The sequence below is a fragment of the Marinobacter sp. EVN1 genome (genome assembly GCF_000475375.1).
GTDB lineage: Bacteria > Pseudomonadota > Gammaproteobacteria > Pseudomonadales > Oleiphilaceae > Marinobacter > Marinobacter nauticus.
Genome location: NZ_AXCB01000070.1, coordinates 701,360 through 714,979 on the forward strand (window position 1 = coordinate 701,360; position 13,620 = coordinate 714,979).

13 protein-coding genes are annotated in these 13,620 nt (G+C 56.1%); 4 read left to right on the top strand and 9 right to left on the bottom strand.

Features of this window, described 5'->3' with window-relative positions:
* Positions 1-16: 16 nt before the first annotated feature.
* Complete coding sequence (locus tag Q674_RS40480; protein ID WP_011784937.1) at positions 17-313, top strand: hypothetical protein; 297 nt, start codon at positions 17-19, stop codon at positions 311-313.
* On the opposite strand, the gene Q674_RS40485 is transcribed toward Q674_RS40480, so the two are convergent.
* From Q674_RS40485 to Q674_RS40500, 4 genes are all read right to left on the bottom strand, one after another.
* Complete coding sequence (locus tag Q674_RS40485; RefSeq protein ID WP_227501271.1) at positions 306-884, bottom strand: hypothetical protein; 579 nt, start codon at positions 882-884, stop codon at positions 306-308. The genes Q674_RS40480 and Q674_RS40485 overlap by 8 nt on opposite strands.
* Before the next feature lie 165 nt (positions 885-1,049).
* Complete coding sequence (locus Q674_RS40490) at positions 1,050-2,516, bottom strand: PhnE/PtxC family ABC transporter permease (protein ID WP_023010188.1); 1,467 nt, start codon at positions 2,514-2,516, stop codon at positions 1,050-1,052.
* A gap of 18 nt (positions 2,517-2,534) precedes the next feature.
* Positions 2,535-3,185: a phosphonate ABC transporter ATP-binding protein gene (locus Q674_RS40495; protein WP_023010189.1), complete on the bottom strand. Its 651-nt coding sequence runs from the start codon at positions 3,183-3,185 to the stop codon at positions 2,535-2,537.
* Entirely contained in the window at positions 3,185-4,063 is an 879-nt protein-coding gene (locus tag Q674_RS40500) for a putative selenate ABC transporter substrate-binding protein (RefSeq protein ID WP_023010190.1), read from the bottom strand. Before Q674_RS40500 ends, Q674_RS40495 begins: the two co-directional genes overlap by 1 nt.
* A gap of 170 nt (positions 4,064-4,233) precedes the next feature.
* Here Q674_RS40500 and senB point away from each other — a divergent pair, with 170 nt between their 5' ends.
* Positions 4,234-5,199 (top strand): selenoneine biosynthesis selenosugar synthase SenB, encoded by a 966-nt coding sequence (senB, locus tag Q674_RS40505; RefSeq protein ID WP_031210560.1) that lies wholly within the window; start codon positions 4,234-4,236, stop codon positions 5,197-5,199.
* Positions 5,200-5,247: 48 nt separating this feature from the next.
* On the opposite strand, the gene Q674_RS40510 is transcribed toward senB, so the two are convergent.
* The 3 genes from Q674_RS40510 to Q674_RS40520 form a co-directional block, all read right to left on the bottom strand.
* On the bottom strand, positions 5,248-5,880 hold the full coding sequence (locus Q674_RS40510; RefSeq protein WP_023010192.1) for a helix-hairpin-helix domain-containing protein: 633 nt from the start codon (positions 5,878-5,880) through the stop codon (positions 5,248-5,250).
* Positions 5,881-5,926: 46 nt separating this feature from the next.
* The gene (locus Q674_RS40515) at positions 5,927-6,325 is read right to left on the bottom strand and encodes a hypothetical protein (protein WP_023010193.1); all 399 of its coding nucleotides are present in this window, start codon (positions 6,323-6,325) and stop codon (positions 5,927-5,929) included.
* 158 nt (positions 6,326-6,483) lie between these two features.
* Complete coding sequence (locus Q674_RS40520) at positions 6,484-8,004, bottom strand: bifunctional GNAT family N-acetyltransferase/carbon-nitrogen hydrolase family protein (RefSeq protein WP_023010194.1); 1,521 nt, start codon at positions 8,002-8,004, stop codon at positions 6,484-6,486.
* A gap of 155 nt (positions 8,005-8,159) precedes the next feature.
* Between Q674_RS40520 and Q674_RS40525 the strand changes: the two genes are divergently transcribed.
* Positions 8,160-10,046, top strand: coding sequence for a methyl-accepting chemotaxis protein (locus tag Q674_RS40525; RefSeq protein WP_023010195.1), 1,887 nt, complete (start codon positions 8,160-8,162; stop codon positions 10,044-10,046).
* Positions 10,047-10,070: 24 nt separating this feature from the next.
* Here Q674_RS40525 and Q674_RS40530 read toward each other — a convergent pair whose 3' ends face one another.
* Positions 10,071-10,979: a transporter substrate-binding domain-containing protein gene (locus tag Q674_RS40530; protein WP_023010196.1), complete on the bottom strand. Its 909-nt coding sequence runs from the start codon at positions 10,977-10,979 to the stop codon at positions 10,071-10,073.
* A gap of 201 nt (positions 10,980-11,180) precedes the next feature.
* On the opposite strand from Q674_RS40530, the gene Q674_RS40535 reads away from it, so the two are divergent.
* A complete protein-coding gene (locus Q674_RS40535; RefSeq protein WP_023010197.1) occupies positions 11,181-11,735 on the top strand; it encodes a YiiD C-terminal domain-containing protein in 555 nt (184 codons plus the stop codon).
* Here the strand turns inward: Q674_RS40535 and recQ are convergent.
* Positions 11,719-13,596, bottom strand: a complete 1,878-nt coding sequence (gene recQ / locus Q674_RS40540) for a DNA helicase RecQ (RefSeq protein ID WP_031210562.1) — start codon at positions 13,594-13,596, stop codon at positions 11,719-11,721. The genes Q674_RS40535 and recQ overlap by 17 nt on opposite strands.
* Positions 13,597-13,620: the final 24 nt, after the last annotated feature.

Sequence of the window (13,620 nt, forward strand, 5' to 3'; positions counted from 1 at the left end):
CTTCCAGGGAACAGTGATGGATTACGGGGAAAGTGTTCAGAAGGTGCTATTGCGCAAAATCCGCAAGGCCGAGCAGGATCTCGTTCAGCTCAAGCTGGATTACTGTCGCTTCGTGTTCGGGCTGACCCACCGGGCTACGGTTTCAGCCAATGGCCAGTCCTGGGTAGTGCGGGCGGTGGATGTGGAGTCCATGGCTTACACCGATGATGGCGAATTCACCAAACCTGTCATTACCGGCTCACCTGCCAACGATGATTCCTGCCGGGAGACCGTTAACCTGGGCAGCGACTGGACTCTGGAAACCGCTAAATAAACGCGTTACTGGTCACCGCCTCGTAGAGGCTTGAGTTGGCAGGCACATAATGGTTTGCTTGCCAGAATTCCGCACCTTCCAGCCCGGCACGGTAACAGGCCATCAGAACGCTGCTACCGGTAAGCGTCGAAATGGCCTGCAGCGCCTCCGGCTGCCGAATACCTGTCTTCCGGCTGACAATGCCCGCAACCATACCTGCCAGCGCCTCTGAGTGGCGAACGGGTTTCGGGCTCAGGGCGCAGCTGGCACCGTAGAGCCAGGCGGCAGCATAAGTACGAACCGCCTCTGGCGATTCTGACAGTTCCAGGCCTTTCACCCGGCAATCCCGCTCCTGCAATCCCGCCAAAATGTGCAATTGGGTGAAGAGTTCAGTTCGATCCGGTGTCGTCATGCCTTTATAGTGACCCGCTTCTTTGCCCGAACTGGCGATCCTGCGCGCGGAACTCCCGGAATTATCGGCTTGCGGCTCGGCGCCTGCGGCACCGGCAGGAACAAAGGATTCTGTCCGCGACAGGGTAATCACCCGCGCGGCTAACAGCGCCAGCAGGGCAATCAGCCCCAGTTCTGTCATTGTGACCAATCCATTGACCATCGTGGTATTCCTCTGAAAACGGAGCGACAAGCTGAATCACTGGGTGATTGTAACGTTGTGTAACCGGTAGGGCAGTGGGCAAACCCCGAAAATGGCACTGAAGCCCGGTTTAGCTTTGAAAAATGTGATGCCAGTCCCAGGGGGTCAGCAGGTGGGCATGGTCTGAAGGGCCAGTTTGCGACGAATGAAACGGCCCAGGGCGTCGACACCGATGTTCAGCAGGGCGGTAATCAAAATCAGCACCATGGCACGATCAAAACGAATATTCTGAATGGCACTGTCGACGTAAAAGCCGAGAGTGTAGATACCAAGGATGCCCAGTATCGCCGTTTCGCGCATGATGATTTCCCAGCGGTAGAACAGGAATGCCAGGAATGAGCGGTAGATGCGGGGCACCAGTTCCCAGCTGTAGCGGGAAAAACCCACCGGAGCGTCCGGGCGCAGGTGAATGGTGTTGGTCTGCCGGCCAATCAGGTGGCCGATAATGCCACCGTTGTGCAGGGCCAGCGCCACCACGGCCGGCAGCATGGAAGGCCCCCACAGCTGTAGCAGAATATAAGCAAGAATGTATTCCGGTGTCGAACGGGCGATCACCAGAAACACATGCCCGGAGGTACGCCGCACAGGGCCACCGAAATGATTCGAGATCAGGGGGAAGGCCAGCAGGGACAGAATGCCGGTGGCCACCAGCGCTATCTGCGTCAATACCACGGTGTTCCAGATGCCTGGCAAAGCTTCCGTTATCAACACATCGGATAACCACGCCCAGATAGCCGCAAGCCCTTCGCCATCCCGGATGGGTGAAGGAATGATGTCCTCAGTAAAGAAGCGTTCCACGTTGCCCCAGACAATGGGCAGACCGTCCCCAAGAAAAAAAGGCGCTGCAAGAATATAGATCGGCAGTAGTTTGGGGCGAACCCATAAGGGCATGGTGGCGATCAGCACATAGAACAGAATCAGCATGGCGCCGGCATCTGAGTACAGACCCTGGGAGAATGAGGATTCCAGGTAGAAACCCAGAGTCGGAAGCCCCACAAAGCCCAGGATGGCAGAGGAGCGCAGACCACACTCGAGCCGGTAGGCCGTATAGGTGCGCATCTGAACCCAGCAATCGGGGATACGGGCATACAGAAAGGCGGCAATGGATGAGGTTCCCGGTGGCAGCAGACGGCCCGGTTCCGGGTCTGCCTCTTCCAGGATTTCCGAATAGACCTTGGCGAAGATGCCGGAATAGGGAATGGCAATGGCCAGCACACCCGTGAGCGGGTGGAAACCGAAAAACTGAAGAAAGATCAGCGCCCAGAACAGCTCATGGATGGCACGGATAAAGGCGCAGAAGATTCGTACTGGCAGAAAGCGGTACACCAGCGCCAGCAGGAAGCCGCAGATACTCCCGAGAGTTACGCCCACGAAGGCAAAAGCTACGGTCCGCAGCAGGGCAGTGAGCAAGCCTTCGGTACTGAAAAAATTGGGTGTGGCCACGCCCAGAAAGAAGCGGCCAAGATCCTGCCAGGGGTTGGCTGTGGTAATGGCAATGTCCGCAACCAGCAGCCCGAGCAGCGCAACGGCAAGAAAAATAAAGCTGGCTCGTACGGTTGGGTAGGCGAACATGCTGAGAGTGGGTGCCTGTCAGTAGAGAACGGAAATGTCAGCGGCTGTCAGCTCGCTGGCAGGCTGGTCCAGGGCAATCTGGCCATCCTGAATACCGATGATGCGGGTACAGTGTGCCAGTGCCATCTCCACATCATGCAGCGCAACAATACTGGTCGTGAATTGATTGGTAAGCATGGTCATCACCTGCTGAGCCATTGGCCCGTCCAGGGCGGAAATGGGCTCATCCGCCAACAGCGTCGGTGCCTGCCGATAAAGCGCCCGCGCAATGGCCACCCGTTGCCGTTGCCCACCAGACAGCGCCGCCGCCGGAATCCAGAGTTTTTCCGGTATGCCCAGTTCGGTCAGTAACGCCCGGATGGCGTCTTTGTCCCGCCGGAATGGCCGGATCAGCGTGACGGTGTTGTACCAGGTGCCATGCTGGTCAAGTTGCCCCATAAACACATTGTGGAAGACGGGGAGCGCATTGACCAATCCCAGGCCCTGAGGCACCAGCGAAGCCTTGCCATCGAGCCGATCGTACAGCAGGCGAATTAGGGTGGATTTGCCGGCACCGCTCTTGCCAACCAGGCCAACGTGTTCGCCTTCGTTGATTCGGAAGGAGAGCGGGCCGATAACCCGCTCTCCGTCGAAACTGGCGGTCAGGCCGTTGAAATCAAAGCCTGACATCAATCGAGAATTCCGATGTTTTCCGCCGTCGCACGAATGGGCTCGTAGTCGTCATTGGAAGCCGGAATGAAACCGGAGCGGGGGAAGCTCTCCAGCAAGGCGGGATCGTCCAGGTTCAGCAGGGCTTCGGTCACCTTTTGCTTGAAGCCATCGCCGAAACGCTCGTCGACATCACCACGGATGGTCCACTGGTAGTCCGGGTAGGTGGGGGTTTTCCAGATCACCTGAACGGAATCGGTATCGATGTTGCCGTTTTCCAATTCCTTTTCCCAAACCTGGAAGTTCAGGGCGCCCACTTCATAGGTTCCAGCCTCGACCAGGCGCAGAGTGCGGGTATGGTTGCCACTGAAGCCAACGCGGGAGAACAGGGAATCCGGCGCTTCGTTGAAGACATCCCGAATGTAGAATTCCGGCATCAGGCGGCCCGAGGTAGAGCCTTTGGAACCGAAGGTAAAGGTTTTGCCGCGCAGCTCGTCTTCCAGCTCATCCAGGCTGTCGGCCGGCTGGATTCCAGTGCTGGTGTTGGCGATGAAATAGGTCTCGAAGGCTTCATCTTCAACCCCCTGGGCAATAGCTTCGGAACCCGGAACCAGTCGGCGGGCCTGAACACCAGACAAGCCGCCAAACCACGCCAGTTGTACCTGATTATTGCGGAAGGCGGAGACCGCAGCGGCGTAGGATTTCACCGGGATGTAACGCACCTCAACATCCAGCTGCTCCTGAAGATAGTCAGCCACGCCACGAAAGCGCTCGACCAGTTTGGTTTCATCTTCATCCGGAATGGCGGTGAACACGAAAGTGTCTGCCTGAACGGTGGTTGCGGCTGCCAGGGAGAGCAAGCCCGTAGCCAGCCATTTTCTGAGGTTGCTGATTGCCATAATGAATCATTCCTTTGCGAGGTGGGGTTTGGTGAAAAACGTTGCCATGTACTTGAAAACCCAGTCAGGATACCGTGATTTCTATCAAGTCTGAACCGGTATACGAGGCAAGGCTTTACCTGGTGCAATGCCACATGCACAATTTTTCAAGATCCTGACAAGTGAGCGCCATGCGACTGACCATAGTAACTCCGGCTGGCCCGGACTCAAAAGCAGGTAATCGGGCCACCGCACTACGCTGGCAGATGTTGCTGGAATCAGCCAATCATCAGGTGGAAGTGGTGACGCAATACGAGGGCCAGGAAACAGACTGCCTGATAGCCTTGCACGCCTGGCGAAGCGCTGAAGCCGTAAAGCATTACCGGCAGGTGTGGCCGGGGAAACCCTTGATTGTGGTGCTGACCGGCACCGACATTTACCGCTTTCAGCACGAGTTTCCGGACATCACACGGGCCTCCATGGACGCCGCCGATCTGTTGATTGGTCTGCATGACCTGGTGGCCGAGGATATTCCCGAACGCCATCACGACAAGTTGCTGTGCCTGCGGCAATCCGCGCCCAAACCACCAGTCGCTGGCAGCGCCCGGGCAGAGAAAGACCAGTTCCACGTGTGCGTTATTGGCCATCTCCGTGATGAAAAGGATTCTTTGCGTGCGGCCTGGGCCTGCTATCACCTGCCAGAGCAATCCCGCATTGTGGTTTCCTGCGCCGGTAAGGCCCACAACGAGGAGTGGCGAGTAAAGGCGCTGGAAGAGAGCCGGTCCAACCCTCGGTTTCATTATCTGGGAGAACTGGACAAGCCAAAGCTGGAGCACCTGATGGCCGTGAGCAATCTCATGGTGATCAGTTCCGTTATGGAGGGTGGGGCGAATGTCGTGTCGGAAGCCTGCCGGGCGGGTTTGCCAATTCTGGCGTCGGACATTCCCGGCAACCGTGGTTTGCTGGGCGATGACTATCCTGGCTATTTCCCGGTCAAAGACGATGAGGCTTTAGCGAGGCTGATGTTGCGTGCGGAAACCGACGCGGAATTTCTCGCGGAATTGCGGTCGAAGGTAACCGCTCTTGCGTCCACGTTTACCCCGGAGCGCGAACTGGAAAGCCTGGAACGGGCACTGGCCAGATGTAATCAAGGGTAGGCCGCTGGCCTACCCTTGATTACAAGGCACTTACCTGCGAAACAGGTTTCAGAGCACCTTTTTCGCTTCGGCAGACAGCTCACTGAACCCTTTCAGGCTCTTGAACGCCTCCAGTTTCTGCTTGTCAGCATCACTGGGATTGGCAATCTGCTCAATGGAGGTAATGCCAGCCTCTTTCATTTTCTTCGCGGTTGCCGGGCCAATGCCCTTCACACGAGTAAGATCAGACTTGTCTACCGGCTTGGCCGCTTTTTTCGGAGCTGCGGTTTTGGGCTTGGCGGTGCTCGCTTTCTTGGCGGCGGGCTTGGCAGCGGTGGCTTTCTTCGCAGGAGCTGCTTTTTTGGTGCCACTGGCCTTCTTGGTTGACGCGCTGGGCTTGGAAGCGGACTTGCCACTTTCCTTGGACGCGATACCCAGGCGCTCCAGCAACGCCGACTGCAGTTCATGGAACTCGTTCATGCGGCGTTCAAATTCGTCGTTGAAGCGCTTCATTTCACGGTCACGCAGCTCATCCATGTCTTTGAGCAGCTTGCGCACCGGTTCCTGAACCTGGTTCTGCAGATTGTCGAACTGCTTGAGGGCGTCGTTAATCAGCCCTTCAATCTGGGAGGATGTTTTCTCGAACTCTTTGTTTACTTTCTTGACGATCTTATCAACGCTTGGTTTGGCTTTCTTTGCCATGGAGTGTCTCCTTACGGAAGGGAAGTGCAGGTGAAGTGAACGGGTATCAGGCCATCTGTCGCATACCGGAAGCGGGACTGGACCCGCGCCGGGATTTCAGACTCTGTTTCTTGAGAACAACTTCTCTTATACGCCTCAGTTTATCGGAAAGCGGTGATTCGTATTGGGTGCTTAACTCAACAAAATCAATGGAGTAGAAGAAGTTGCTACAGTGTTTTCTCTTCTCGGTGACCAGGCCGGTCAGGCCTTCAGCACGGATTTCTTCAAACGGCATATCCATCACAAGATCGAGAACCACGGTATCTCCGGGTTCAAACAATTTGTCCGTTTTCATCACGCAGCCGTAGCTGTCGAGTTCATAAAGTCGCGCTTCTACGGTTTCCTTACGGAAAATGCCGTGTCGAATTCGGAAACGTGCGACCAGGTCCGGTAGTTCTTCGTTCATGGAACGCTTGCTCTGCTATTGAGATCGGCCAGATATTCTGAACATTTATTAAACAATAGACGGGCCAGAAACTTTTGGCAATGCCGTCAGCCATCTACCGTAGCCCGTTCATGGAAATAATCAGGATTTGGCCCCCTATGCGGGGCCAAATCTGCCCATTAACGGGTTTTCAGCTCGTAAAGGTCGACACGGCGATCCTTCAGGTTAGTGACAGAACCTTCGTTTCTGACCAGCTTGAGCTTTTCCAGATCCATGTCTGAAAACATGATCATTTCGGTGTTTGGTGTGGTTTCTGCCATCACTGCGTCATGCGGGAAGGCAAAATCCGACGGAGAGAATACCGAAGACTGGGCATACTGAACATCGAGGTTTTCCACCTTCGGCAGGTTGCCGACACTGCCGGTAATCACCACGTAGCATTCGTTTTCGATGGCCCGGGCCTGGGCACAATGGCGCACGCGCAGATAGCCGTTTTTGGTATCGGTCCAGAAGGGTACGCAGATAATGTCCACATCCTGGCTGGCGGCGATACGGCCCAGTTCCGGAAATTCGATGTCGTAGCAGATCATGATGGCGACACGGCCGGCATCGGTATCGAACACCTGGAATTTATCACCACCCTCAATAACCCAGTCGCGGCGTTCGTGGGGCGTGATGTGCACCTTGCGCTGCTCGTCCACACGGCCATCCCGATGGCACAGGTACGAGACGTTGTAGACCCGGTCGTCTTCAATCAGCGGCATGGAGCCGGTGATGATGTTGATGTTGTAACTCACGGCCATTTCCGACATTTCGTTACGGAACTGTTCGGTGAAACCGGCCAGGAACCGAATGGCCCGGGTCTGATCCATCTGGTCGGTCAGGCCCATCAGCGGGGCGTTAAAAAACTCCGGGAACAGGGCGAAGTCACTTTTGTAGTCCGACAGTGCATCCACAAAGTACTCAACCTGCTTGAGCACTTCTTCCACCGAGGTGAATTCCCGCATCTGCCACTGCACCGCACCCATACGCACCTGGGTTTTTTTGACGCTCAGTACGGGAGACGGCGGCGTGTAAAGAATGTTTCGCCATTCCAGCAGCGTGGCGTAGCCCAGGGATTTCTGGTCTTCCGGCAGGTATTTGTGCATCAGCCGGGTGACCTGGAAATCGTTGGAGAGTTGGAATGTCAGGATCGGATCGTAGATTTCTTTGCGATCCACTCTCTGGATGTATTCTTCCGGGGTGTATTGCTCAGAATACTTGAAGTAATTGGGAATACGGCCGCCCGCGAGGATGGCTCGCAGATTCATGGAGCGGCAAAGCTCTTTTCTGGCCTCATACAGACGGCGGCCCAGTCGATAGCCACGGTATTCCGGGTCTATGAACACATCCAGGCCGTAAAGCGAATCGCCATTCGGGTTGTGCCAGATCTTCTCGTTCCGCAGAATAAGGTCGTCGTAGGCATGAGGGTTGCTGAACCTTTCGTATTTCACGCAAACCGTGAGGGCCACGGCTATCAGCTGGCCGCTGTCTTCAATACAGATCTGGCCATCCGGGAACTGTTCTACCAGTGCCTTGATGGTGTCTTTCGGCCACGCGCCACCGATATCGTCGTAAACCCGATCCATTAGCTCTTGCAGCTGGGCGTAGTCGTCCAGTGTCAGGTTACGCAGATTCAGGTGGAGCTCTTCGTGAGCCATAGGGTTCTCCCCGGTCTAACTGGTGAATGTGCTTTGATCTCAGCATTCTAGCAAAGAGTGTTCAAGACTTCGCAGCATCTGCCGTTAGTAAGTATGTTTCGACTACACTAAACGATAAAAGCAATTTGTTTTAACCCTGACTGGAGGCCGTCAGCTTGAACCTATCATTTGCTCAGAAATTGCTCATAGCAATTGGGTCCCTGATCGTGCTGATTATGGGCGCCCTGACAATATCCAACGATATTCGGCTTCGCTCGACGACAGACCGCTACGTCAACGCGTTGATGAGCGATGCGGTGGCGCAGAGTACGTCGAGTATTGCCGATTGGCTCAATACCCGCCTGGATATGGCGGAAGCGACGGCGAAGGCACTGGAACGTACCGGCAACGACGATAATGCCCGCGTTCTCATGGAGGCGATGACGGAAGGCGGTAACATCAAGGATGTGTATGCTGGCACCGAAGATGGTCGCATGCTGATGCGAAGTGCCGAGGTGGAGGCCACGCTTCCAGCCGATTATGATCCCCGGGTTCGCCCCTGGTACCAGAAAGCCCAGCGTTTGGGGCAGGCATCTTTTACCGATCCGTATCTGGATGCCACCTCAGATGAGACCATTATCTCCGCAATGGCGCCTATCAGGCGGGGGAACTATGTTGGCGTGGCCGGCATGGATATCAGCCTGAACACGATCGACCGGATGTTGTCGACCATTACGTTGGCCGATACAGGCTATGCGGCATTAATCAACAATGCCGGCACGGTTCTGTTTCATCCCAACAGCGAGATTGTTGGCAAGAACATCAGCGGTATGATCGGCCAGCAGCCGGTTCTGGACGGTTCCCTGCAAGGTTTTGAGAGCGATGGTGCCGAGTGGAGCGTCAGTTTCCATCCCATCAGCGAAGCCCGGGCCGTGGACTGGTACCTTGCCACGTTCGTGAATGAGAACCTGATCAGCGCGCCCATTGTCGAGGCTCGGACCATGGGCCTGGTCATCGCCGGGGTTGGGCTGATTGTTGCGTTGATCGTGCTCTACTTTGCGATCCGTTTCCTGCTTGCGCCGGTTCGCAGACTGAATGGCGCCATGTCACGAATTGCCTCTGGAGATGCAGACCTTACCAAGCGTCTCGATGACTCAGCCTCTGATGAGTTTGGTCAATTGGCGCGCAGCTTCAACAGCTTTGTTGAGAATATCCAGCAGGTTGTGAAAGAAGTGAAAGAGGGCAGTGACGAGCTGGAGGAAAACGTAAAATCACTCCGGCAGACCTCCAGCGACAGCCGTTCCAGCGTTGAAAACCAGCAGCACGAGATCGATATGATCGCCACGGCAATCAACGAAATGTCGGCGGCGGCTGGTGAGATTGCCCAGAATGCCCAGCAAACCGCGGAAGCCGCCGAGAATGCGGACCAGGAAAGTCGCGGTTCCCTGGAGACTGTCACTTCGTCCCGGGATGCGGTGCAGAAGCTCGTCGGTGAGATTAACGCTGCCGCTGAGGTGATCGACACCCTTGGCAAGGATGTTTCGTCGATTACGACCGTACTGGAAGTGATTCAGGGTATTGCCGAGCAGACCAACCTGCTGGCACTGAACGCGGCCATTGAGGCGGCGCGGGCAGGGGATGCGGGACGCGGATTTGCGGTGGTGGCCGATGAGGTTCGGAATCTCGCTCAGCGTACCCAGTCTTCCACCGAAGAAATCAACAACATGATCGAGCGGCTGCAGAAAGGTGCCAACGATGCGGTAGACGTTATGAAAGCCTCTACGGCGGTATCCAACGTGAGTATGGAAAAAGCGCAGGATGCGATGGAGTCTCTGAACCGGATTGTAGAGGCGATTACCGCCATCAGTCAGATGACCTCACAGATCGCCACGGCCTCCGAGGAGCAGACATCGGTGACCGAAGAGTTGAATGCGTCCATCACCCGCATTGCTGACCAGGGCCAGGAAGCGGCCAAGGCGGCCAGCGAGAACGATGTTTACAGTGGCCACATCGAGACTATCGGCAGTGTGCTGAATGACAAGGTAACCCGTTTCCGGGTGTAATTCGTGGCGGCCAGGGATGGCCCGCTAGTCTCCGACACTCAGTAGCTCAACGCGGCGCTCCAGGTTTTCCAGGGTTCGACGCCCGACATATCTGGATTCTTCACTAAGATACGGATTCTCCAACGTGATTACTGTACGCCGATCAAGGCCCAGTGATGATACCGCTCTGCCAAACCAGTTTTTCAGATACACCGCGAAGCTGCCGTCCAAGATCGCTCGCTCCAGACCCAGTTGCAGGCGTTGCGCGGTTTCGTGATCGTCCGGGGCCACAAAAAGGTAGGATGGCATGGTGTAGGCCAGCAGGATGTTTGGTTCGATTACGAGGTCGTCGGCTTTGTTATGCTCGAGGTCGAACAGAACTTCGCTCACACCGCGGGCGTAACAGTCGAAGCGTTTATTGCGAAGCATACCAAAGAGTATTTCATAGCGGGTATGGGTGATCACGGTAATGCCGTTAGCTTCGAGAATAGGCGTGTCTGGCCAGTGTGCGCCCTGGCCAATACGGATATCTCGCTTGCGCAGGTCGTCCAGGCTGGACACCCCCTCAAACAGGCTGAGCTGTTCCGGCAACACCAGGCATACTCTGAACCCGAGCAATCCGCCGTCCACAGGCACCGGAATGGCGTTGAGAAACGTCTCCCGTTCCTCCGACGTCGCCACGTTAGCAATGTCGAGAATCCGGCTCTGAGGGTTGGCCAATTCCCGAAGGGCGCGCCCCTGGCTTATTTCTTCACTGCGGATGATCTGGAACTCACCGTACTCTGAGGTTTTGTGCAGGGCGAGTTCAACCAGGTTACGAATGGCCGGGTTATCGTAGTTGCGATACCAGAGTATGTAGTCCCGGGTGAGAACCGTTTCGGGTTCTGACGCAGCCGCTGGCTGAACCTGAAAGCACGCCGCCAGAGCCAGAGCTGGCCAGAAGCGCGTTACCATTTTATTAAATGTGTACAACTGCGTGCCCTTTCCCTGTTATCCGGCTGCAAGCAACGGTAACGTTACAGACATTGGCTACAGCTTAGATCAGAAAGCGTTAATCGAAACGTACAGGTTTCAAAAAAACTGTAAAAGATTCTTGAAGTAGCCTTATCTGGCTGTAAAGATCGCGTTTTCTGCAGCACTTCAGGATATGGCTTTATGGCTCTTATTGATTCTCTGATTGGCACCGCTGGCCAATGGGTAAGCTCCAGCGACCCCAAGGCGACTCTGCTACAACCACTGGAATGGCTCAAAAAGACCGGCAGTTATGCGGCGGTGAACCGAATTATTGGTATGGCGATACCGTTTGCGCCCCGTAATCACTTCAGTGTTGAGGAGCTTCGCCCCGGCTACGTCAAAGCCCGAGTACGCCTGAAGGGCAACAAAAACCACTTTGGCAGCCTGTATGCCGGCGCCTATTTCCTGGTGGCGGAGATTCCCGGTGGAGTGTTAACCCTGTTCGACCTTGGCCCTGCCTACACGCCCATCCTGAAGGAAATGACTCTGGAGTTTCTGCAGCCGGCCAATTCTGATGTGACCGTGGAATTTGAACTGCCACCTGAGGCGGTGGCTGCCATCCTCGCCGATGCAGACGCCACCGGTAGGGCGAAATTCACTCTGGAAGGCATTCTGAGAGATGAAGAAGGCAACCACGTTGCCACCTCCATTGCCCATTACCGGGTGCGCAAGAAGGGGTTCAAGCCTCAGGATTGATAGAGCGTAGCGCCTGAAGGAAGACGTCGCCATACTTTTCCAGCTTGGCGGCGCCCACGCCGCTGACCTCGGCGAGCTCCTCCAGGGTGGAAGGGCGGCGTTCAAGCATGTCGAACAGGGTGGTGTCGTGGAAGATTACGTAGGGCGGCACGCCCTGTTTGTCCGCCAGCTCTTTGCGGCAGGCCCGCAACGCATCCCATCCGGCGTGGTCGGTAATCTGATCCCGCACATTCTGGCCGCTACGGCGGCTGGTTGATGATTTACCGCCAGCGGCTTTGCGAGCAACCGGGTCTTTCCGAAGCTCAATCGCCTGTTCACCCTTGAGTAGCGGCCGGCAGCGCTCGGTTAGCTGAAGTGCGCCATAGCCCTCTGGATCGGCCCGCAGGTAGCCGTTCGCCACCAGTTGCCGGAATACCGATTTCCATTCGTTTGCTGACAGTTCCTGACCGATGCCATAGGTGGTGATCGCCTGATGGCCGGATTGCAGGATTCGCTCATTCTCTGAGCCGCGAAGCACATCAATGACATAGTTAACGCCAAAACGCTGGCCGGTGCGGTAGACGCAGGACAGGGCCTTCTGCACCGCCACCGTGCCATCCCAGGTTTCCGGTGGGTTCAGGCAGGTATCGCAGTTTCCGCAGGGAGTCTCCAGGTTGTCGCCGAAATAGTGCAACAACACCTGGCGCCGGCACTGGGTGACCTCGCACAGCCCAAGCATGGCATCCAGCTTTTGTCGCTCAACGCGCTTGAACTGATCATTGCCCTGAGAGGCTTCCAGCATCTGCCGGAGTTTGATCACATCCTGCAGCCCATACACCATCCAGGCCGTGGAAGGTTTGCCATCCCGGCCGGCCCGCCCGGTTTCCTGGTAGTAGGCTTCGAGGCTTTTGGGGAGGTCCAGATGGGCAACAAAACGCACATCGGGTTTATCGATGCCCATGCCAAAGGCAATGGTTGCCACCACAATAACGCCGTCTTCCCGAAGAAACCGTTCCTGGTTGCGGGCCCGGTCTTCAGCGCTCAGGCCGGCATGGTAGGGCAGCGCGGTATAGCCCTTGCTGCTCAGTAATTGGGCGGTGGCATCTACCTTGTTTCGGGACAGGCAATAGACAATACCGCAGTCGCCTTCATGTTCCGCTTTAATAAAATCCAGCAACTGCTTGTTTGCATTTGTCTTTGGCGTAATCCGATACTGAATATTGGGGCGGTCGAAGCCACTGATGAAATGCCGGGCGTTAGTCAGCGACAGCCTTTCCGCAATCTCTTTTCGGGTACGCTCGTCGGCGGTCGCCGTCAGCGCGATACGGGGGATACCGGGAAATTCCTGAGCCAACATGCTGAGCTGAAGGTAGTCCGACCGGAAATCATGCCCCCATTGGGAAACGCAGTGCGCCTCGTCGATGGCAAACAGCGACAGGGATGCGTTATGCAGCAGTTCAATCGTTCGCGGCTGGATCAGCCGTTCCGGCGCGCAATAGAGCAGGTCCAGCTCCCCGGTCGCCAAGGCGTATTCGGTGGCACGGGCCTGTTCGAAATCCATGGTGGAATTCAGAAACGCCGCTTTCACTCCAAGTTCCCGCAGCGCTGCAACCTGATCCTGCATAAGAGCGATCAGCGGTGAGATAACAATGGCAGTGCCGGGCCGAACCAGAGCGGGCACCTGGTAACACAGTGATTTGCCACCTCCGGTGGGCATTAACACAAGGGCATCACCGCCGTTGACCACTTCCCGGACAATATCCCCTTGCAGGGGCCGGAAACTCTCGTAGCCAAAGACCTCGTGCAGAACCTGCTCCGGGTTGCGGCCCGCAGCGGTGGGTGGTTCAGTGGCGAGTTGGTCGAAGTCCTGGTCCATGTACATTCAGTGGTCGGCCCGTAGCGGAGT

Excerpts from the sequence above, each read along its gene's own strand:
- Q674_RS40480 (WP_011784937.1), top strand. The coding sequence starts at position 17 with ATGGATTACGGGGAAAGTGTTCAGAAGGTGCTATTGCGCAAAATCCGC.
- Q674_RS40485 (WP_227501271.1), bottom strand. The coding sequence starts at position 884 with ATGACAGAACTGGGGCTGATTGCCCTGCTGGCGCTGTTAGCCGCGCGG.
- Q674_RS40490 (WP_023010188.1), bottom strand. The coding sequence starts at position 2,516 with ATGTTCGCCTACCCAACCGTACGAGCCAGCTTTATTTTTCTTGCCGTT.
- Q674_RS40495 (WP_023010189.1), bottom strand. The coding sequence starts at position 3,185 with ATGTCAGGCTTTGATTTCAACGGCCTGACCGCCAGTTTCGACGGAGAG.
- Q674_RS40500 (WP_023010190.1), bottom strand. The coding sequence starts at position 4,063 with ATGGCAATCAGCAACCTCAGAAAATGGCTGGCTACGGGCTTGCTCTCC.
- senB (WP_031210560.1), top strand. The coding sequence starts at position 4,234 with ATGCGACTGACCATAGTAACTCCGGCTGGCCCGGACTCAAAAGCAGGT.
- Q674_RS40510 (WP_023010192.1), bottom strand. The coding sequence starts at position 5,880 with ATGGCAAAGAAAGCCAAACCAAGCGTTGATAAGATCGTCAAGAAAGTA.
- Q674_RS40515 (WP_023010193.1), bottom strand. The coding sequence starts at position 6,325 with ATGAACGAAGAACTACCGGACCTGGTCGCACGTTTCCGAATTCGACAC.
- Q674_RS40520 (WP_023010194.1), bottom strand. The coding sequence starts at position 8,004 with ATGGCTCACGAAGAGCTCCACCTGAATCTGCGTAACCTGACACTGGAC.
- Q674_RS40530 (WP_023010196.1), bottom strand. The coding sequence starts at position 10,979 with ATGGTAACGCGCTTCTGGCCAGCTCTGGCTCTGGCGGCGTGCTTTCAG.
- Q674_RS40535 (WP_023010197.1), top strand. The coding sequence starts at position 11,181 with ATGGCTCTTATTGATTCTCTGATTGGCACCGCTGGCCAATGGGTAAGC.
- recQ (WP_031210562.1), bottom strand. The coding sequence starts at position 13,596 with ATGTACATGGACCAGGACTTCGACCAACTCGCCACTGAACCACCCACC.